9 protein-coding genes are annotated in these 23,312 nt (G+C 36.7%); 4 read left to right on the top strand and 5 right to left on the bottom strand.

The window, feature by feature from the left end:
* The first annotated feature begins 123 nt into the window (after nucleotides 1-123).
* Nucleotides 124-1,689: a M28 family peptidase gene (locus tag HM987_RS07660; RefSeq protein WP_179006700.1), complete on the top strand. Its 1,566-nt coding sequence runs from the start codon at nucleotides 124-126 to the stop codon at nucleotides 1,687-1,689.
* A gap of 82 nt (nucleotides 1,690-1,771) precedes the next feature.
* On the opposite strand, the gene HM987_RS07655 is transcribed toward HM987_RS07660, so the two are convergent.
* From HM987_RS07655 to HM987_RS07640, 4 genes are all read right to left on the bottom strand, one after another.
* Nucleotides 1,772-2,302 (bottom strand): porin family protein, encoded by a 531-nt coding sequence (locus HM987_RS07655; RefSeq protein WP_179006698.1) that lies wholly within the window; start codon nucleotides 2,300-2,302, stop codon nucleotides 1,772-1,774.
* A 108-nt stretch (nucleotides 2,303-2,410) separates the two neighbouring features.
* Complete coding sequence (locus tag HM987_RS07650; protein ID WP_179006696.1) at nucleotides 2,411-3,316, bottom strand: Ppx/GppA phosphatase family protein; 906 nt, start codon at nucleotides 3,314-3,316, stop codon at nucleotides 2,411-2,413.
* 2 nt (nucleotides 3,317-3,318) lie between these two features.
* The gene (gene ppk1, locus HM987_RS07645; protein WP_179006693.1) at nucleotides 3,319-5,373 is read right to left on the bottom strand and encodes a polyphosphate kinase 1; all 2,055 of its coding nucleotides are present in this window, start codon (nucleotides 5,371-5,373) and stop codon (nucleotides 3,319-3,321) included.
* Nucleotides 5,373-5,858, bottom strand: coding sequence for a SixA phosphatase family protein (locus tag HM987_RS07640; RefSeq protein ID WP_179006691.1), 486 nt, complete (start codon nucleotides 5,856-5,858; stop codon nucleotides 5,373-5,375). The genes ppk1 and HM987_RS07640 overlap by 1 nt, the downstream gene beginning before the upstream one ends.
* Before the next feature lie 441 nt (nucleotides 5,859-6,299).
* Here HM987_RS07640 and HM987_RS07635 point away from each other — a divergent pair, with 441 nt between their 5' ends.
* From HM987_RS07635 to HM987_RS07625, 3 genes are read left to right on the top strand one after another with little or no spacing between them, the layout of a single operon-like run.
* Nucleotides 6,300-14,447, top strand: coding sequence for a T9SS type B sorting domain-containing protein (locus tag HM987_RS07635; protein ID WP_179006689.1), 8,148 nt, complete (start codon nucleotides 6,300-6,302; stop codon nucleotides 14,445-14,447).
* An 11-nt stretch (nucleotides 14,448-14,458) separates the two neighbouring features.
* Complete coding sequence (locus HM987_RS07630; RefSeq protein ID WP_179006687.1) at nucleotides 14,459-15,394, top strand: PorP/SprF family type IX secretion system membrane protein; 936 nt, start codon at nucleotides 14,459-14,461, stop codon at nucleotides 15,392-15,394.
* Between the two features lie 13 nt (nucleotides 15,395-15,407).
* Complete coding sequence (locus tag HM987_RS07625) at nucleotides 15,408-17,339, top strand: OmpA family protein (protein ID WP_179006685.1); 1,932 nt, start codon at nucleotides 15,408-15,410, stop codon at nucleotides 17,337-17,339.
* Nucleotides 17,340-17,617: 278 nt separating this feature from the next.
* Here the strand turns inward: HM987_RS07625 and HM987_RS07620 are convergent, their stop codons facing one another.
* Nucleotides 17,618-23,242, bottom strand: coding sequence for a T9SS type B sorting domain-containing protein (locus HM987_RS07620; protein ID WP_179006683.1), 5,625 nt, complete (start codon nucleotides 23,240-23,242; stop codon nucleotides 17,618-17,620).
* Nucleotides 23,243-23,312 lie beyond the last annotated feature (70 nt).

Here is a 23,312-nt window from a genome sequence, read left to right as displayed (position 1 = left end):
ACTATGTTAAAAGACTTTGACATCAATCTCAAAAACTCTTTAATTATTGTAATTTTAAAAGTTGATTTTTTTAGAAAATTTCAATTAATTCTTAAACACAAATCATTTAACCTCTTATCCTTAATGAAAAATTTATTGCTATTATATAGTACAGCGTTTTTAATCGTAAGTTGTGGAAGCTCTTCTGGAACAAAATCGATTAAAATTGAAAACATTGACCCTGAAGAATATGCTTCAACAATTACTTCCGATGAATTAAAAACGATGCTATACACTTATGCTTCCGATAAATTTGAAGGTAGAAATACAGGTGAAAAAGGACAGAAATTAGCGGTGGAATATTTAAAGGGACAGTATAAATCAATGACAGTACCAACGCCATTAGGTGACGATGATTATTTTCAAGAAGTACCTTTGGAAAAGCATAAAGTCGCTGAAGGTAATTTAACCATAAACGGAAATGACTATTTAAATTTTGAAGACCTTGTGGTTCTTGCAGCTCCCTATAGTATAAACATGTCTATTGACGATATTGTTTACGTGGGCTTTGGTATTGATGACGACAACTATTCAGATTACCACAATTTAGATGTTAAAGGCAAATTTGTGTTAGCTAAAGCTGGAGAGCCCAGAGATGCAGATGGTAATTTTATCACTTCTGGAAAGACAGATAACACCAAATGGACCAATGGTCGTCAATCCATTTCAAGCAAAAGGGAAGCAGCGACCGAAAATGGCGCTAAAGGATTGATCTTTATTAATAACGAGCAATTTTCCAAATATGCACCATATTACCAAAGTCAAGCTGCATCTGGTTCAACGGGTCGTTTAAGTTTGAAAAGCAATACCGACGGAATGATAATGATCTTGGCAAACGAAGATTTAGGAAAAGAGATATATGCCTCAATAGCTAAAAATAACACTCCAAAACTAATAGAAACAGCTATTAATTTTGACATTGAAAACAAATCTGAAACCATTATTTCCGAAAATGTTGTCGCATACATTAAAGGTTCTGAAAAACCAGATGAAATTGTGGTCATCTCAGCACATTTGGACCATGAAGGAATAAAAAATGGCGAAATTTACAATGGAGCAGATGATGACGGTTCTGGTACTGTGGCCATATTGGAGATTGCTGAAGCTTTTAAAACGGCAGAAAAAGCAGGTCATGGTCCAAAACGTTCAATTCTATTTCTTCATGTCACTGGTGAAGAGAAAGGACTTTTAGGGTCTAGGCACTATACAGACAATGATCCTATATTTCCATTGGAAAATACCGTTGCTGATCTCAATATCGATATGATTGGAAGAACAGATCCCAAACGTACCACAGGAACAAGAAATTATATCTACTTAATTGGTAGTGATAAATTGAGTACGGAATTGCACTATATTTCGGAAGAAGCCAATACAAAATATGTAAATATGGAACTGGATTACACCTTTAATGACGACAATGATCCCAACCGTTTTTATTACAGATCTGACCATTATAATTTCGCGAAGCATAATATTCCCGTGATATTCTATTTCAATGGTACACATGCTGATTACCACAAACCAACAGATACACCAGATAAGATTCAATACGATTTATTGGAAACCAGAACGCGTTTAGTATTTTATACGGCTTGGGAAGTTGCGAATAGAGCTGAAAGAATTGTGGTTGACAAAGCCACTGAATAATTTATCAAATAGTCATGAATTTAAAAGCCTTTCAACACATAATTGAAAGGCTCCTTTATTTTGTTTCAAGACTTTTATAACTTTAAAGCTTCATTCCAAAACCAAATTGTATGACATTGTTTTTAGCTTCCAATGTTTTCAAATCCTGATCTATCACATTGGTAAGTCCATAAGATAGACGAGCATCTACAAAGAATTCATCCGTAATCATATATTCCAATCCAGCGACACCGGAAAAAGCAGCGGTTGAAAATAAGTCGTTGGCCTTCCAAGTTTTCAGACCTATTTTTGGTCCGAATCCTAAAATCATACGATCTGATAAAGAAAACCTCAATAAAATTGGTAAATGAATATAATCAGCTCTAAGTTCTTCTGCTTTTCCACCTTCAGCAGACCATTGTAGTTCTAACATTAACGATGTGTTCTCTGAAAAACCGAAATCTACAAATCCACCAAATGCAAACCCATTTCGGTGCTCGTTGTCAAAATCAGCATCAGGTTCAAAATCTAGGTTGGATATATTGAGTGCACCCCTTACACCATAAGTAATGTCTTGAGATAGACCAACTGTTGTAAAAGCAACCAATAACAAAGCGAGTAAATAATTTTTCATAATTTTCAATTTGAGATAACGAAGATATATTAAATTCTAAAATACATAATGAATTAATGGATTTTAGTAGGGAAAAATCAGACAAATGGGTGTTTTATAACCTAATAATTACAAAACCACACTCGAAACGGTTTCGTAATACATACTTTTTATAATACCATCTGAGAGTCCTATTTTTGGTACATAGACATCTTTTGCACCACTCCATTTCATGGCTGACAAATAAATCCGTGTTGCAGGAATAATAACATCGGCCCTATCTTGGTTTAAGTTTAATTTTGTTATTCGCTCTTCGTAAGAGTAATTTTGAAGCATTTTGTAATAACTTGTCAAGTAAAAATAGGTTAACGGTTTGCCAATAGCTTTACCAGAGATTTTAAAAATCTTATTAATGTTACCACCAGAACCTATTAATTCTATTTTATCGTATGGCTTGGAATTCTCTTTAATCCAATTTTCTAATTCTTGCCAAGTTTCATTCTTAACAATATCATTAAGCAATCTTACGGTGCCTATTTTAAATGATTTGGATTGTTTTTTTTCTCCGTTATGTATAATGGAAAATTCAGTACTTCCACCACCAACATCCACATAAAGATATGTTTTATTCGGATTGATAAACGATTGTAAATCTGTTGCCGCAATAATCGCTGCTTCTTCCTCGCCATCAATAATTTCGACATTTATACCACAGGTTTCAAGTATTTTTTCAGCTAAGGGTGCACTATTCTTAGCCTCTCTCATTGCCGATGTTGCACAAGCTTTGTAACGAGTTACGCCATGGGACTTTATTATGAGACTAAAAGCTTTCATGGTGTCAATCATTCGTTCCTGGTTATATTCAGATATTTCTCCTTTTAAAAAAACATCTGCACCTAACCGAATAGGGACACGGACCAATGAGTTTTTTTTGAACACTACGGGTTCCTCATCTAATTCTATAATATTTGATATTAATAACCGTACAGCGTTTGAACCTATATCTATAGCTGCATATTTCTGTATCTTCAGCATATCTATCCTTCTAAATTATTTAAGTAATACTTATAGGTATCAAATTGCGCTCTTACTTTAGGGTTGTCGTTCCTGCGATAAGTATTATCTTGGTTGTCATTTATGATTCTTGCTTTAACATTATCATTCCAACAGATATCATATAAATGTTGTAATTCCTGTTTTATATCTTCATCATAAATTGGGCAACTCACTTCTACTCTAGTATCAATATTTCTGGTCATCCAATCTGCTGAGGATATATAAATTTTTGGGTTGTTTTGATTCGAAAATATATATAATCGTGTATGTTCCAAAAATTTATCAATAATGCTTATTATCTCAATATTCTCGCTCATACCTTTAATTCCTGGCACTAAGCAACAAAGTCCTCTGACTATCATTTGTATTTTTACACCTGCCCTACTTGCCTCGTATAACTTATCTATCATTTTATAGCTGCTGATGCTATTCATTTTTAGTTTTATATACGCCGGTTTTCCGTTTTTAGCATTTACAATTTCATTATCGATTAAGCCAAATATCTTACTTTTAGTGTAGTGCGGCGAGGTAATGATGTGCTTATATCTATTGACTTTGTAATTGACTTCAAAAAAATCGAAGACTTTATTGACGTCTTTAAGAATTTTTGAATTTGAAGTCATCAATGTAAAATCCGTATATATCCTTGCCGTAGATTCATTGAAGTTACCTGTACTTATAAATCCATATCTTACCAATTTTTCATTTTCTTCGCGCTCAATTACGCACATTTTACAATGCACCTTTAAACCCGTAACACCAAAGAGCATCTTAATTCCTTCATCTTGCATCTGCTCTGCATAGTTAATATTTGCAGCTTCATCAAAACGTGCTCTCAGTTCAATTGAAACGGTTACTTTCTTTCCGTTTTTGGCCGCATTTATTAAAGAGCTTGCGACATGTGAAATCTGAGCCAGTCTATAAATCGTGATTTTTATGGATTTAACTTTTGGATCTAAAGCTGCTTCCCTTAAAAACTTTACGATATATGAGAAGGTGTGATAAGGTGTATAGATTAAATAGTCTTTTTGGGCAATGGTTTTAAAAATACTCTCTTCTAGGCTTAGTCCTTTTACGGGAAGTGACTTAATTTTATCGTAAAGTAAATCCGTTCTTCCCAAACTCGGAAAACTCATGTAATCCCTTCGGTTATGGTAACGGCCTCCTGGAATTATACTTTCTTTTTCGTCTATTGACATGAGCTTTAAAAGAAACTGTAACGTAGATTTTTTAATATTTTTATCATAAACAAAACGCACTGGCGCACCACTTTGTCTGTCTTTGACGCTTTCGGAAAGTTTGTCTATAAAACTTTTACTAAGATCGCTGTCAAAATCCAATTCACCATCTCGTGTTATTTTAATCATATGAGCACTAATGCTTTCATAATTAAATATATTGAAGATGTCATCTAAACAATATCTTAAGATATTATCTAGCATTATGATATAGTTGTTCTCTCCTTTACTTGGAAGTACTATAAACCGATCCATGGTTGAAGAAATTTCTATCAAAGCCACCTGATCCTTGCTCTTAGGACTCGACATCGTTACGCTTAAATATGCCGAAATATCTTCAAGCTCAGGTAAGGCCACATCTTCGTTAAGCATGATTACAACTAACGCTGGACTGATTTCCTGATAAAAATAATTCATAATAAACTCATGATGATCTTTATCTATTTCAGTCTCATTGATGACATAAATATTTTCTTTTTCCAGTTCTTTATCGATTTCATCTAAAATCTCTAAGCTATAACTTTGATGCTCAATGACAATTTGAGTGATTTCTTCCAAAAGATCGCCAGCTTTTATGCCGCCCAATTCACTTTTGCCACCTTTTCCGGCTTCATAAATTCGTTTGACCGTAGCATATCTCACTTTGAAGAATTCATCTAAATTATTGGAGAAAATACCTAAGAACCGCAAGCGTTCAATTAAAGGAACATTTTTATCTGCGGCTTCTTGCAATACACGTTCATTGAATTTTAGCCAACTTAGCTCTCTGTTGATATAAATATTTTTGTCTCTTGTCATTATTTTAATTCCTTTGGAATAATTATAAATTCCGTTGTTCCTTGTTTGAGATCTTTCCAATTATCAATCTCAAAATTGATCTTAACCAGACCACTTGTTGGAAGATTATCTATAAAATTGTCCCCAAATATATTAGAAATTGATGTGAAAGCATGATTGTGTCCAAAAATCATAACCTCATTTAAACTATTTGGTAAACTTTTAATAAAATCGATCACACTTTCCCCACTAAAATCATATAAATCTTCAATGACCTTAATCTCGGTTTCGGGGATTTTTAAGGCTTTAGTAAAGATTTTACACGTACTAAGTGCTCTATTTGCCGGACTAGAAAAGATAACTTTAGGAGAGTCGTTATGTTTAACAAACTGATTAGCAACTAATTTAGCGTCATTTTTACCTCTACTTTTTAAAGGTCTTTCTCGGTCCGAGACGTTATGCCTCCAGGACGATTTACCATGTCTCATTAGAATAAGTGTTTTCATAAATTCATTTGTTGTTTTCAAAATTCATAAATCGATTGTGTTCATTCTATACATGGAACACCCATATAATCATAATTTTATTTGTAAAAATTCCTTTCAAATCATTAATTAAACATCGATTAAACGCATTTTTTTTCGACAAAAGGTTGCATATTTCCGTTTTAACGATTAAATTGCCGCTTTAACTCGAATGTTTGATTATCATTTTAGTTATAAGTTATTTTGTTGTGTAAAATTAATGTAAATGACCCCAAATCAAAAATAAATTAATCCATTCTATTATCCATTTACGTTAACAGTACTTCCCTCTATTTTTTTACAAAAGACAAATAACAATGTTGTTAGTATCTAAAATAATTTTAGATAAGCACTAGTCTTTAGGCTAAGAGCTATATGTAGATATAACCAACATCGTTGACATTATAAGTTATTAAATACTATATGAAAAACAAATACAATTGTATTTCTGTGGCAAGTATAACGAGAGCTATTGCTGTAGCTCTATTTGCTATTTTACCAAATCTAAGCGATGCTCAGCAAGCACCTTCCATCCAAACAGGTGTTACTTTTCAATGGTCTGATACACAAGCTAATCTTAATGATCCAGCAACTATTCAATCCGTAACTATTGGCGGATTGATTTATAATACTTTTGTGGTACCTACAAGTTATGAAATGACAAGATTAGGGCCAGATGGTCATTCAACTAATAGAATTTCAGAAAATGGCTCTACAGCAGGTGGTAACAGTAATTCGCCTAATTGGAATTCTAATGCCATAAGTGCTTTTCAAGACACCAATCTAAATCACTATTTCACAGCTGATACTAATGGAAGAAATATCTGTGAAGACTTTACGGCTGTAGCATCTACAGATGCCCAGAAACAGACCATCTTTTATAATCCGGCAATTCCATCCAATGAAGATGGCATACTCGCTGTTACAGAGAGAGGTGGTAATAACTGTTTTTACATAGAAATATGGGGAATTCCGGCAATGGGTGGCATAGAACAAAAATTAGGCGGAACATTTGTAAGGAACAGTGGAGATTACAGAAATTGTGCTTTCGGACCGCCTGTGAACGGTTCTGACTATTGGAGATCTGGGCGTTGTAATAACAATGGACAAACCATTGGTATTGGATTATTTTATTTAAGTGATATAGCTCCAATTGATTCAAAAATAACGAAAATAGAATTTACAGGTGCTACAAGAGATCATGGAGATGGTAAATTCTTTTTATTACAGAAGTATGCAGTAGACCAAATGGGTTTAAAATGTATTGATTCTGAATTTAACGGTGACTTAAATGAATTTAATAATGTCCCTGATAACTCCACGTATGCGCTAATTTCTGGTCCTACGCCATCAGGACAGTTTTTCGAATTTAACCAAGACGGAACCTATAGCTATATACCTGTTGATAATTTTACAGGCGAAGTGACTTTTGATTATCGAGTATGTTTACCTGCACCCAACGCCTTGGTGTGCGATACCGCTACAGTAACCATGAATTTTGTGAACTTGCCACCGAATCCATCCTTTAATCTTTTATGCGGATCTACTGAAGATGCTTATACGATTTCTGTTGATAGTCCTTTAGGTCCCGAATATGAATACTCTATAGATAATGCTGCTACATTTCAAGCATCACCTGAATTTATTGATGTATCCGAAGGTTCGTATACGCTGGTGGTTAGAAGTGCATATACGGATTGTACAAGTGATTATTTGAATAACCCTGTTGTCATAGATATAAATCTAGGTATTACAGTACCATCTGAGTTAACCATAGAGGGTTGTGATGCTAATGACATTACAAGCTCAAATAGTATATTCCCATACAGCAGTGCACAATCTGAAGATGTGCAATCTGTATTTGCTACTAATTCAAATTACAATGCAAATAACGATTTTGATATTCAAAGCATCACCTATATTGATGAGATCACATCAACTAGCGATTGCCTTATGTCCGTTTCCAGGACATTTACGGTTACTGATATTTGTAATAATTCTGCTGAGGCAACATTAGACATTACAATAGAAAATACAAACGCGCCTTCTCTTAGTATTCCCAATGATATAATTATTGAATGTGGAGATGATGAATCAAGTGCTAATACTGGTGTAGCTACAAGTAATTCTTGTGGGTCGGTTAGAATAACTCAATCTGATGCTGAAACACCAGGTGCATGTGGAGATACGAAAACAATTGTAAGAACTTGGACAGCAACTGATACTTGCGGTCATGCCACTTCTGCAAATCAAACTATAACTGTTGTAGATACAACTAGCCCTGTCTTTAATGAAAGCTTACCATCAGATATTACGGTTACTGCAGATACAATTCCAATTGCTGCTGTATTAACAGCTACTGATAATTGTGATGATAATATTGTTGTGGCATTTACAGAAACAGAGAATGGAAGTTATTGTGACAATTCACATACTATTTTAAGAAATTGGATAACTGAAGATGATTGTGGGAATAGTACTGAACATACGCAGACTATAACCGTAAATCACCCTGTTATTTCGGCTACTGTGAATTCAACAACAGATATCAATTGCTACGGAGAAGCAACCGGAGAAATTTCGATTAATGTTACTGGTGGTGTTCAACCATACACGTTCTTATGGAGTAACTCAGCAACAAGTCAGAATTTAACAAACATCTCCGCTGGCACTTATTCCGTAACTATTACAGATGCTAATAATTGTACGACCTCAATAAATACTGTTATAAATGAACCGACTAATGCTTTAGATTTAACTATTACTAAAGTAGACGCTACGACCGCTCAAGGTTGTTCCAATGGTGAAGCTACAGCCAATGTTTCGGGTGGAACTGCTCCTTATACTTATCAATGGTCGGCTTCCGCTAATAATCAAACAGGTGCTTCGGCAACGGATTTACCTGCTGGAAATCATTCAGTCATTGTTACTGATGCCAATGATTGTACAATTAACCAGACTATAGAAATCGCATGTACTGATGATTGTGATACTGCCCTAACTGTTGGTACAACTACTAATGTGCTGTGTTTTGGTAGTGCTACAGGATCAACTTCTGTATCGGCAAGCTCGGCCTTAAATCCAACGGCTACTTTTACCTTTTCGTGGTCTAATAGCCAAACCGATTCTGGTGTAACATCAAGTTCAATTTCTGATGTTGTTGCTGGTAATTACACTGTAAGTGTTACTTTAGACGGATCTTTTTGTGACCCTGTGGTGCAATCAATCACAATCTCTCAACCCAATGAGGCTTTAGATCTTAGCATTACTAAAGTAAACGCCACATCTATAAAAGGTTGTACTGATGGAACGGCTACGGCTACGGCGTTTGGTGGAACATTGCCTTATAATTATGAATGGTCTGCCTCTGCGAATAACCAAACTACAGCTACGGCTAGTGATTTACCTGTTGGTATTCACTCAGTTGTTGTAACAGATGGCAATGGTTGTAAAGCTGTTGAAAGTATTGAAATCACATGTACTGATGATTGTGACATTGCGTTAACGACCGGAACTACAACTAACGTTTTATGTTTTGGTGAGGCGACTGGTGCCTCCACTGTATTTGCGAGTTCTGCTATCGATCCAACAGCTACGTTTACCTTTACATGGTCTAATGGTCAAACCGATTCTGGTGTAACTTCGAGTTCAATTACTAATGTTCTTGCTGGTGATTATACGGTTAGCGTCACTTTGGATGATTCTGTTTGTGATGCTGTAACAGAAACAGTAACAATTTCTGAACCAACATCTGCGCTTTCTGGTACTATTACTGAAATTACAAATGTAGGATGTGATACAGAAAATACAGGTAGTCTTGTAGCGGAAGCTATAGGCGGAACTCCACCGTATACTTTCTCCATTGACAATGGAACTACAACTCAATCTTCTGGCCAATTTGAAAATTTAGCTGCCAATACATATACGGTTTTAATTACAGACTTTAACGGCTGTACTTATAATATAACTTTGAATACAACTATTGGCATTGATGACAATGAAGATCCTGAGATTGCAGTACCTCCAACATTAAATATAGAGGGCTGTGATGCTTCTAATATTTCTTCTACAAATGCTGTTTTTCCATATAGTGCTTCACAATCAAGTGACGTAAAAGCAACGTTTGTATCAAATGCAGATTATAATGCTTCTGATGATTATAATATATTTAGCATTACTTACATGGATAGTATTATCTCAACAGATAACTGTCCTACAATAGTATCTAGAACATTTACAATAACTGATAATTGTAATAATACAGCAACTGCCACTCAAATTATTACAGTTGAAGATACCAGCAATCCAACGATTACGGTACCTGCAGATGTCACTATTGAATGTGATGAGGCTACAGACCCAACAAATACAGGATTGGCTACGGCTACCGATGATTGTGCAACACCAGACGTTTCTTTTACAGATTCTGAAGTGGCTGCCTGTGGAAACACAAAAACAATCACAAGGACTTGGACAGCAATTGATGCCTGTGGTAATTCAGTGTCTGAAGATCAAACTATAACCATTCAAGATACAACGGCACCTACATTTACTGTACCAGCTAATTTAACTATTGAATGTGATGTCGATGTGACTGATTTAACCATTACTGGTGATGTAACGGATGAAGCGGATAATTGTGCAACCAATCTTGAAGCAATATTTACAGATGCCGTTGCAGATGGCGATTGCCCAAGTGCTTCTATAATTACAAGAACTTGGTCATTGACTGACGATTGTGATAATACCACTACTCTAGTTCAAACCATAACGGTTCAAGATACAACACCTCCAACATTTTCAGTCCCGGCAAATATTACAATTGAATGTGATGAAGATGTTACAGACTTAACGTTGACTGGCGATGTCACCGACGAATCCGATAACTGTGCTTCTGGACTTAATGCTATTTTTACGGATAGCGTTGTTGAAGGCAATTGCCCAAGTGCTTTAATAATTGCAAGAACTTGGTCATTGACTGACGATTGTGACAATAACACAACGTTTGTTCAAACGATAACAATTCAAGATACAACGGCTCCAACTATTGATGATTCTACTTTAGAGAATATTGATATCGAATGTGGAATTACACCTGACGGAACCCTTGAGGATTGGTTAGCAAATAATGCAGGAGCAACAGCAACTGACAATTGTGGAGCGATCACTTGGACCAACGATTATGGTTCTGACACGGATATTGATTGCGACAATGGAGCTATTTCAGTAACATTTACCGCGACTGATGATTGTGGAAATACGGCTACAGTTTCTGCAAGCTATTCTATTATAGACACCGTGGCACCAGCTCTAACAATTCCTGCAGATGTCACTATTGAATGTGATGAGGCTACAGACCCAACAAATACCGGATTGGCTTCGGCTACCGATGATTGTGCAACTCCAGACGTTTCTTTTACAGATTCTGAAGTGGCTGCCTGTGGAAACACAAAAACGATTACAAGAACTTGGACGGCAATTGATGCCTGTGGTAATTCAGTGTCTGAAGATCAAACTATAACCATTCAAGATACAACGGCACCTACATTTACTGTACCAGCTAATTTAACTATTGAATGTGATGTCGATGTGACTGATTTAACCATTACTGGTGATGTAACGGATGAAGCGGATAATTGTGCAACTAATCTTGAAGCTATATTTACAGATGCCATTGCAGATGGCGATTGCCCAAGTGCTTCTATTATTACAAGAACTTGGTCATTGACTGACGATTGTGATAACACCACTACTCTAGTTCAAACCATAACGGTTCAAGATACAACTCCACCAACATTTTCAGTCCCTGCAAATATCACAATTGAATGTGATGAAGATGCGACCGATTTAACGCTGACTGGCGATGTCACCGACGAATCCGATAACTGTGCTTCTGGACTAAATGCTATTTTTACGGATAGCGTTGTCGAAGGCAATTGCCCAAGTGCTTTAATCATTGCAAGAACTTGGTCATTGACTGACGATTGTGACAATAACACAACGTTTGTCCAAACGATAACAATTCAAGATACGACGGCTCCAACTATTGATGATTCAACTTTAGAAAATATTGATATCGAATGTGGAATTACACCTGACGGAACCCTTGAGGATTGGTTAGCAAATAATGCGGGAGCAACAGCAACCGACAACTGTGGAGCGATCACTTGGACCAACGATTATGGTTCTAACACGGATATTGATTGCGACAATGGAGCTATTTCAGTAACATTTACAGCGACTGATGATTGTGGAAATACCGCTACAATTTCTGCAAGCTATTCTATAATAGATACCGTGGCACCAGCATTAACAATTCCTGCGGATATCAGTATTGAATGTGATGAGGCTACCGACCCAACAAATACAGGATTGGCTACGGCTACCGATGATTGTGCAACTCCAGACGTTTCTTTTACAGATTCTGAAGTGGCTGCCTGTGGAAACACAAAAACGATCACAAGAACATGGACGGCAATTGACGCCTGCGGTAATTCAGTATCTGAAGATCAAACCATAACGGTTCAAGATACAACAGCGCCTACGTTCTCTGTTCCTACTGATATTACTGTTGAATGTGACCAAGATGCTGCGGATTTAACCATTACTGGTGATGTAACGGATGAAGCGGATAATTGTGCAACTAATCTTGAAGCTATATTTACAGATGCCATTGCAGATGGCGATTGCCCAAGTGCTTCTATTATTACAAGAACTTGGTCATTGACTGACGATTGTGATAACACCACTACTCTAGTTCAAACCATAACGGTTCAAGATACAACACCTCCAACATTCTCTGTTCCTGTTGACATCACTATTGAATGTGACCAAGATGCTACAGATTTAACCATTACTGGTGATGTAACGGATGAAGCGGATAATTGTTCAACTAATCTTGAAGCTATATTTACAGATAGCGTTGCGGATGGTGATTGTCCAAGCGCTTCTATAATTACAAGAACTTGGTCACTAACTGACGATTGTGATAACACCACGACATCGGTTCAAACTATAACGGTTCAAGATACAACAGCGCCTACATTCTCTGTTCCTGCTGACCTTACTGTTGAATGCGATGTGGATGTTTCAGATGTAACATTAACTGGCGATGTAACTGATGAAGCTGATAATTGCGCAACGGATCTTGAAGCTATTTATACGGATAGCATTGTTGAAGGCGATTGTCCTGGTAGTTCTATAATAACAAGAACTTGGTCGTTAACTGACGATTGTGATAATACCACGACATCGGTTCAAACCATAACAGTTCAGGATACAACAGAGCCTACATTCTCTGTTCCTGCGGACATTACTATTGAATGTGACGTGGATATTTCAGATGTAACTTTAACTGGAGATGTAACTGATGAAGCCGATAATTGCACAACGGATCTTGAAGCTATTTATACGGATAGCATTGTCGAAGGTGATTGTCCTGGTAGTTCAATAATAACAAGAACGTGGTCGTTAACTGATGACTGTGATAATAACACCACATTTGTTCAAACTATAACAGTTGAAGATACTACTGCACCAGCATTTAATGAAACATTACCATCAGATATTGATGCCGAATGTGATTCCGTTCCAACAGCAGAAACCTTAACTGCAAATGATAATTGTAGTGCAGCAGAGGTCAGTTTTGAAGAAGAGATTACAAATGGACTATGTTTAGGTGATTATATAATTGAACGCACATGGAAAGCAACTGACAGTTGTGGGAATGTATCCGAACATACACAATTTATAACTGTTCAAGATACAACAGCACCAGCCCTTGTATCTTCTTTAGATGACAATATAACGGTTGCTTGTGATGGTATTCCTGAAAAACCAAGTTTAGTATTTGAAGATTCTTGTTCTAATGATATTACCGTAACTTACAATGAAGAGTCGACCCAAATAAATGATTTTGAAGCTTATACCATTACTAGAACTTGGGAAGTAGAAGATGACTGTGGTAATGCAGCTGTATTTACTCAAAATATTACTGTTGAAATAAGCAATGTTATAAATGCAGAAGAAGGTTTCCGTTGTGTCCTTGATATTGAATTCGATTTATTCGACTTACTATCTGGTGACTTTAGCATGGACGGAACTTGGAGCGTTTTAGATGGAGATACAACCTTAGATGGTAGTTTCTTTGATCCATCAACGGCTGAAGTTGGTATCTATACATTCTTATATTCTATTACTGAAGGGCCTTGTCCAAAAGAAGTTGAAGTTAATGTGACAATTGATGATGACTGTTTGGTGTTACCATGTAGCTCAGCCGATAATATTCAAATTTCCAAAACAGTAACCGCAAATGGTGATAACGTCAATGATTATTTTACGGTACAATCTATTGAGGAATGTGGCTTTGAGATTGAATTACAAATATTCAATCGTTGGGGAGCAGAGATATATAAGTCTAACAATTACCAAAACGATTGGAATGGCGAGGCTCATAGTTCTTCTATAGGAAGTTCAGGAAAAGTTCCAACTGGCACCTATTTTTATATTATTAATGTGAAAAATAGTGGATTAAAACCGTTTACAGGTCCTATCTACGTGGCAACAAATTAAAATCTTAACCGATGAAGTTATCAAAAATTATAAGTATTGTGATACTCTTCTTGAGTGTTTCTACTGCCTTTTCGCAGCAGTTACCTCAGTTTACGCAATATATGTTTAACACCATTTCTATTAATCCGGCCTATGCTGGTAGTAGGGAAACGCTAAGCATTGTGGGTTTACATAGAAGTCAATGGGTTGGTTTCGACGGTGGACCAGAAACACAAACCTTATCCATACATGCGCCTTTACGAAACGAAAACATGGGTTTAGGTGTTTCCTTTATTAATGATCAACTCGGCTATGAAAATTTCTCATATCTCTATGCCGATTATTCATATACCCTTAAAATTAGTGAAAAAACAAAATTAGCTTTAGGATTAAAAGCTGGTATGACACATTACTTTATAGATCAAGAATTACTTACCGATCCGTCTGTAGTTAACGATCAATATTTCAATGATGTCTCTAACCGATGGAGTCCTAATGTTGGTGCTGGGTTATATTTACATTCGCAACGTTGGTATGCAGGTTTATCGGCTCCAAGAATTTTAAATACAGATTACAATAAAGGTCGCCAAGGCAGCTTAGATTATGTAGCGTTGGAGCGTATTAGTTATTACCTTACTGCTGGTTATGTGTTTGATCTTAGTGAAAGTACAAAATTAAAACCTTCTGTATTGCTAAAAGCAACTAACGGCGCACCATTATCTTTTGATGCTTCTGCAAACTTTTTATTTAATGAAAAATTATGGCTTGGAGCAGCCTACAGAGTGAATCAATATGCGGCTGCCCTTGGCGGTATTGCAGATTTTCAAGTCTCAAAACAATTTAGAGTTGGCTATGCCTATGAATATCCGCTTTCGGATATAGCTCCTTACACTAGTGGTACTCACGAAATATTACTAATGTTTGAAGTTTTTAAAAGCAAACGAATTAAATCGCCAAGATATTTCTAAACAGAACCGTATTATGAAAACCAAAATATTAGCGCTCATACTAGTTTTATTCAGTTCGTTGTCTTTTTCCCAAACGAAATTGGCCGATAAATTCTTTGAAAATTATGGCTATGTAAAAGCAATTGAATTATATGAAAAAGTCGTTGAGAAAGGAAAAGCCGACGCTCACGTTTTAACACGTCTAGGCGATGCTTATTATAATAATTCCAATTCTGAAAAGGCAGTTTACTGGTATAAACAAGCATTGGAAGAATACAAAGATATTGAAGCTGAATATATCTACAAGTACATTCAATCCCTTAGAAGTATAGGCAACTATAAAGAAGCAGATGTTTGGTTTAAAAAGCTAATTGAAGCGCAACAAGGGGATAGCCGTCTTACAGGTTATGATCCAGATGAAGTTGATATCTATGATAAACTGACTTCCAAAAACGAAGATTTAGTGGTAAAGATTGAAAATCTATCCTTTAATTCTGAAAATTCGGACTTTGGGTCTTTTTTAAAGGACAGTACACTTTATTTTGCTTCGGCGAGAGGTGATGACGGCAAGGTCTATAGTTGGAATAAAGAACCTTTTCTTGATATATTTAAAATTAACGTAACTGAGAATAAAGAAGATGGCACCCGATCTTATGGTGCTCCTACTCAAATTAATTCAGAAGACGTAAATACGGAATATCATGAAGCGTCCGTTGCGATTACCAAGGATGGTAAAACGATGTTTTTCACAAGAGATAATATGAATAAACGCAACAGATTAAATTATGATAAAGAAGGCACCACCTACCTCAAAATTTATAAAGCGACACTTGTAGGTAATGCTTGGACGAATGTCATAGATTTACCTTTTAATGATGATGTGTTCTCAACGGGTCATCCTGTATTGAGTCCGGATAATAAAACATTATTCTTTGTCTCTGATCGTGAAGGCGGTATTGGTCAGACTGATATTTATTCGGTTGCTATCAATGAAGATGGCACTTATGGAACGCCTGAAAATCTTGGTGAAAAAATTAACACTGAAGGTCGCGAAATGTTTCCTTACGTTGCTAAGGATAGCACCTTCTACTTTTCTTCAGATGGTCATTTGAATTTAGGCTTACTGGATATTTTTAAATCCAATATCTTAAAAGAAGAACCAACAGAAGAACCAGAAAATATTGGAGCACCTTTCAATAGTGGTTATGACGATTTTGCGTATTTTGTTAATAGTGACACACGTCAAGGCTACTTCTCATCAAATCGACCAAATGGAAAAGGCGGCGATGATATTTATAGTTTTAATGTGATAGAATGTAACCAACAAATTACAGGTATAGCCAGAGAACACAGAACTGAGATTATATTAAGTGACGTTACTGTGCAACTTATTGATGAAACAGGTAAAATTCTAGCAGAAGTAGTGACTACGGCAGATGGATCTTATACGTTTGAAATAGAATGCAACACCACTTACACTATTCTTGGAACCAAACCAGATTATCAAGAGGATCAGCATACCATAACAACATCCAATGAAAACAAAAAAGTAAATACAGTTGATTTAACGCTGAAACCATTAATCCTAGATAGCCAGATTATTATAAACCCAATATTCTTTGATTTTGATAAATCCGAGATTAGAACAGATGCCCAATACGAATTGGAAAATATTGTAGATGTACTGCGTAAACACCCTGAAATGATCATTAAAATTGAATCGCATACGGATAGTAGAGGTCGTGACAAATACAATCTTAAATTATCGGATAGACGCGCAAAATCTACAGCAGAGTATATCATATCTAGAGGCATCGAAGCCCACAGAATAGAAAGTGCTAGAGGTTTTGGAGAAACCCGACTTTTAAATGAATGTGCTAACGGTGTTAAATGTTCTGAGGAAGAACACCAATTAAATAGACGTTCTTATTTCTACATTGTAGATGGCGATAAAGAAAGAGAATAAATTCCCAAACTAAACTGAGATGAAAAGAGCAAGCTTATAATGAGCTTGCTTTTTTATTTTATCATAGGTCCTAATTATAAAACAATGAATAAACAAAAACTATGGATAATTATAATCTCTGGTGAAAATGCTAAATCTTCACTATCATTTTCGCTATGGAAAATCGCATCGAGTTATCACTTATATCTTGCATCAATCCAAAAGTTTTTCTCAATTCTGCATCATACTTATAATCCAACCCATTTATTCAACACAAAACATAAAGCTCTAAGCCAGACTTAACGCTTCAAGGTAAAATGACTTTTAAACACGGCAGGATTATTAGTTCTAGGATCGATAAACTCTACTTTGAACCAATAATCATTAGTTGGCATTTTGTTGCCTCCATAAGTCCCATCCCAACCACCTTGTTCCGGGTTTCCGGAATAAATCAATTTACCAAAGCGGTTAAAAATAGATATAGTTGCATTGGGTTGGTCTCTTAAGGACATTATATTCCAAAAATCATTAACACCATCATCATTGGGTGTAAAAAATGGTGCAAACCCAAGCACGGTAAATTCAACCGTGGTACTCCCACAGCCATAAATATCACGTCCTGTAATGGTATGCACACCATCTGGTATATTACTAAACAACAAATTGGTTGCGCCTTGTTCAAGCAATTGCAACGGCTCATCATCTAATTGAAACTCAAATATACCTTGCCCAACTATATTTTGAACGTCTACTTCGCCAACTTCTGAAAATGATGCGCTTAAAACCACAACATCAAATATTGGAGGGCTAACCGCTTCTACCAAAGTGTTTTGACTGTAACTACAGTCGCTGCCAAAGTTGGTGACGATAGCGGTGTAATTTCCAGGCAGGTCGGCCGTAATGCTAGAGGTACTCAATCCTAAGGGTTCGCCATTGAGCAACCACTCAAAAGTGTTGTTACTTCCTGCTAATCCTGTATCGAGTAAAGGTGGAGAAAATGAAAGCTCTAAGGGTTGCCCTGTTTGGTCATCTAGACATAAGGGCAGTACTTCGGGCAAACTAAATACAGGCAATGGATTAATTGTAATTTCAAACGTTATTGGTTGCGGTGATCGACACTGCGTTTCGGTATTAATGATTTCTGCAATAAGCACTGTACTCGGCATATCTATCAAAAAAGCAGCTGGACTTTCTATAGCTATATCTAGATTAAAATTGTCCCAACCCTCATAATATAGCACTTGGGTGTTTGGTAAGGGATTGGGATTGATGAGCGTATCATATTGGCTTAGATCTATCGTGGCCATCAGTGCTGTTGGCTCTTCACTACAAAAACTAAGGTCGTCAATTATTGTGTTATCTGCAATAACGGTACTTGTAAGCACACTCAGCTCAAAACTCGCCACCGCATAGCAATTGTTACTATTAGAAACACCCAACCAAAGTTGTTGCGGATTGGTGGTATTGGTAAAACTATTAGTATTGCCAATAGGATTGGTGCCACTGAGCGCATCGGTTTCGCTAACAAAGTACTGCACTTCAAAATTGGTACTTGCAGCATTTTCAATAAGAACTGCGTTAATAGCACTAAGGTCAAAAACAGCTGTAGTATTATCCATAGCACATTCAGAAAGTACAGCAGCAGTATTACTAAGCTCAGGTATTTCCAAAACCTGTAGATCTAAACTGCCTGTAAAGCTACAACCATTGATAACATCTTCGGTACGGAAGAATATGGTTTCAAGTCCAGCAAGCGTATTTTCATAGCTCAATGGCAAAGCGCCTGTATCGCTTTGAGCATTAACCATAGACGAATGAAAACTTACCGCAATATTAGGATTACCAAAGGCAATATCTGCCATAGACGCATTAAGATTGAATACCGCAAAACCAGTATTATCACTAGCACAAATCTGCAAGGGTGCTGGGTTAAAATTAATCTCTGGCGTTCCGACCACTTCAATATCAAAAGGTGCAACAGCATAACAAAGCGGTAAGATGTCATTGCGCTCTAAGCGCAACCAAAGGGTCTGCGGATTGCTGGTATTTTCATAATTGGAAGGATTACCAATGGCATTCGTACCATTTTCTGCCTCAGCTTCGCTGGTATGGTAGCTTATAGCAAATAACTGTGGGTCTTGATTCCCAAGAGCAATCGCTGTATTTTGAGTAAGGTCAAAGCTTACAGGCTCGTTTGGAAATACGCAAGCTTGTATGCTAAGGTCACTCACATTATTAACTACGGTTAGTGGCTCGGTCTGTAGGGTAAAACTGCCTAAGGCCGCACAAGCCGTTGGGGCTGTATCTAAAGTAAGCCGCAACCAAATGGTCTGGCTAAGCGCTGTACTGGTATAAGCCGTAGGATTTTCAATAGCATTACTGCCGTTTTGCGCTTCATTTTCGCTTAGATGGTAACTGACACTAAAATCTTGCGGACTTTGAGTGCCAAGTGCTAAAGGCGTATTTACTGTAAGATCAAAAACGGCTTCTTGCCCAAGACTTGTACAGGCTTCTGCTGTAAGGTTCTGCAAATCACCCATACTAAGGGCAAAGCTATTGAGCTGAAAGGATGCTGTGGTAAAGCAATTGGAGTTGTTGCTATTTTCTACACGGACATAAATGGTTAGTGTATCTGCCAAGCCAATGGGATAATCATTAATATTGATGATTTGAGCTATTCCATTTTGTGCCCAATCGAGGTTTTCATGGTAGGTAATGCTTACAGAAGACGGATCAGTAATACCCATACTCACCGCATTGTTGAGTGTGAGATCGAAGGAATCTGTTTGGCCGTTGACTTGGCATTCATTAATATCCAAGGTCTGCTGTATCTGTGGTATGGCTGCATAGCTGACCTCAAAACTAGTGCTGGTAAAACAGTTTGGTGACAAGTTGCTTTCTATACGGATAAATAGCGTCTGCGGATTGCTTGTAGCGATAAAACTACTAGGATTAGCAATAGCATTACTCCCATTTTGTGACTCGGCATCCGAGAGGTGATAGCTGATGCTGTATTCTGTTGGGTTGGCAACTCCCAAGCTGGTAAGGTTGTTTTGTGTAAGGTCTATGGTCGTATTATCTGCAATACTCCCACAAAGGCTGATGTCTGTGGGTGGGATTGTGATGCTTGGCGTTTGTGGTAACGTAAGTGCTAAGGTGATCTCGTTATTGAGCACGTTGCTCTCGTTAGTTGGGTTACTGCCATCTTGTAAGGTATTGGCTTTAATAATTAGGGTGGTGGTGTTAGGCACCGTATTAGGAATACTAAGGTCTATCACTTGGATTTCTGTACCATCAACAGAGAGTGCATTTTGAGTGAAAAAGGTGGCAATAAACACCTCGTCGTCATTGGCATCTAAAGCAAAGATGGAATACGGTGTATTGGCAGGCAGGACATCAAAGGCATTAAAATTATTAATATTAATGTTTAAGCTGATGTCTCTATCATCACAAGGGTTTTGGTTGTTAATGGCTATAAGCTCTGCTGTGGCATCGGGAAGCTCTGACGGAATGACCGTTACTACGTTTTGGATGATTCTATCAAAGGCTGATGTAAATGTAAAAGTGGCTTCGGTATCGCCAATTTGAATTAAGTTAGAAATATCGAAGATATCCAAGTCCATATTCCAGAGATTGGTGGCACCTGTGTAGCCATTGGTACCATTAAATGGGTTATCAACAGGGTTTAGTCCATTGCTCAATAGAGTTCCATTAAAGGAAACACTCTCGTTAATAAATGAATTAGGGCTACCATTCCATGCCAAATAGCCTAGAGTCGCATTGGTAGTGTCAGTTACATTCAGATTACCGATGGATACACTAGTACTAGCATTCTCCTCTAATCCATAGACTGATACTAATCCATCATAAATATTTAGTTGTTGTATAGGTAGCGTGTTATCTTCGTAAATCACTAAGATTGACCAGCCTGAATAATATTGACCTGTTGAGCAATAATTTCCAATTATAGGATTCAAATCTAAATCAGAAAAATGATAGATACTATTACCAAATGCGCTGACCTGATTGGTAATGTTTTTAAAACTGCCAAAGTATAGTGCACTACCATTTTGTTGAGTATCTACGGCGAAAATTTCATCTGCAATTAGAGGTATATCGTTAAGATTTACAGAAGGATTAACCGTGCCTTCACCAATACCCGACCAATATAGATAAGCAGCTATTAGAACTTGATTTGGTGATAGGCTTAATAAGGCAGAGGACTCAGTCGACATTTGGCAAGGTGTAACTGTTTTATTATCGGCTTCATTTAACGTATTACCAATAACTGTATAGCCATATTGCCCACTGTATTGTGCGCGAAGTTCTAGTGGTACATCGGTTGGAAATGGTAATCCGTCTTCATAGCTTACCTCAAAACTTTCCGTGATAAAACAAACTGTGGACAATACACTTTCCACACGCATATATATGATCTGAGGACTGTTGTTAGCCAAAAAGTTGCTAGGACTGGTAATGGCGTTGGTGCCGTTATCAGCATCCGAAGCCGATAGATGATAAGTGATTTCGTACTCTTCTGGGTTAGTAATACCCAAAGTTTCCAGATTATTAGAGGTAAGGTCAATGGGTATAGTGTTTGCAGCGCTAATATCTGTTGGTGAGTTTGTAATGCTTGGCGTTTGCGGCAAAATAAGTGGTAACGTTACCACATTATTAAGACTATTGCTCTCATTAATAGGATTACTGGCATCTTGTAGCGTATTGGCTTTAATAATAAGCGTAGTGGTGTTAGGTATGGTATTAGGAATACTAACATTTACTGTTTGGTTTTCTGTACCATCAATTGGGAGTGCATTTTGAGTAAAAAAGGTGGCAATAAACACCTCTTCGTCATTGGCATCTAAAGCAAAAATGGAATAGGGTGTATTGGCAGGCAACACCTCAAAGCTATTAAAATTATTAATATCAATGTTTAGACTGATATTTCTATCATCGCAAGGGTCTTGGTTGTTAATGCTGTTAAGTTCTACAGTAGCATCTGGTAACTCTGAGGGAATGACCGTGACGACGTTTTGGATGAAACGATATTGAGCTGATGTAAATGTTAAAGTGGCTTCAGTGTCGCCTACTTGTATAAAATTTGAAATATCAAACTGATCTAAATCCATATTCCATAAATCGGTAACACCTGTATAACTATTAGTGCCATTAAACGGATTATCCGCTGGGTTTAGCGCATTGCTCAAAATAGTTCCATTAAAAGAAATACTTTCGTTAAAAAATAGGTTAGGACTGCCATTCCATGCTAAATAACCTATTCTAGCGTCTTGTATATCACTTATATTCAAATTCCCTAAATTTATTGTAGTGCTAGAATTACCTTCATATCCATATACTGATGCTAAGCCGTCATATATATTAAGTTGTTGTATCGGTAAGGACGAATCTTCATAAACTATTAAAATTGACCAACCAGCGTAATAAACTGCCGTATTGCAGTAGCTATCTATCACTGGGTTTAAATCAAAATCTGAAAAAGTATATGTAGTATTACCATATGAGTTTACTTGGTTTGTAATGTCTTTAAAACTGCCAAAATAAGGCGTTGTACCAACTTGTTCTGGGTCAACAACAAATGTTTCTTCTGATATAATTTCTTCACTATTTAGTTGAATTATTGTATCGTAAGTACCATCTTCAATACCTGACCAATATAAATACGCTGCGACTAAAGTTTGATTAGGTTGTAAGTTCAGAGTTGCCGAAGATTCAGTAAGCATTTGACAAGGAGGAGGAGGGGATTGAAACCAATTATCAGTTTCATTCATGGTATTACCAATTACAGTATAACCATATCGACCATTAAACTGTGCCCTTAGTTCTAGTGGAATGTCTGTAGGGAATTGTGCATAGCCCACAAAATGCATTAATATTACCAAAGCGTAGGTCAATCTCTTTTTCATAACACTAAGATAATATTTAAATAATAAACTAATGTATTGGTTATGTTAACTTTATGGGAAGTTTTAATGT

The sequence above is a fragment of the Winogradskyella forsetii genome, from assembly GCF_013394595.1.
Lineage (GTDB): Bacteria > Bacteroidota > Bacteroidia > Flavobacteriales > Flavobacteriaceae > Winogradskyella > Winogradskyella forsetii.
This window is presented reverse-complemented; position numbering and strand designations above follow the sequence as displayed.

Bases quoted from the DNA above. Each gene is read 5' to 3' on its own strand.
- HM987_RS07640 (WP_179006691.1), bottom strand. From the start codon at position 5,858: ATGAAAACACTTATTCTAATGAGACATGGTAAATCGTCCTGGAGGCAT.
- HM987_RS07625 (WP_179006685.1), top strand. From the start codon at position 15,408: ATGAAAACCAAAATATTAGCGCTCATACTAGTTTTATTCAGTTCGTTG.
- HM987_RS07650 (WP_179006696.1), bottom strand. From the start codon at position 3,316: ATGCTGAAGATACAGAAATATGCAGCTATAGATATAGGTTCAAACGCT.
- HM987_RS07655 (WP_179006698.1), bottom strand. From the start codon at position 2,302: ATGAAAAATTATTTACTCGCTTTGTTATTGGTTGCTTTTACAACAGTT.
- HM987_RS07635 (WP_179006689.1), top strand. From the start codon at position 6,300: ATGAAAAACAAATACAATTGTATTTCTGTGGCAAGTATAACGAGAGCT.
- HM987_RS07620 (WP_179006683.1), bottom strand. From the start codon at position 23,242: ATGAAAAAGAGATTGACCTACGCTTTGGTAATATTAATGCATTTTGTG.
- HM987_RS07660 (WP_179006700.1), top strand. From the start codon at position 124: ATGAAAAATTTATTGCTATTATATAGTACAGCGTTTTTAATCGTAAGT.
- HM987_RS07630 (WP_179006687.1), top strand. From the start codon at position 14,459: ATGAAGTTATCAAAAATTATAAGTATTGTGATACTCTTCTTGAGTGTT.
- ppk1 (WP_179006693.1), bottom strand. From the start codon at position 5,373: ATGACAAGAGACAAAAATATTTATATCAACAGAGAGCTAAGTTGGCTA.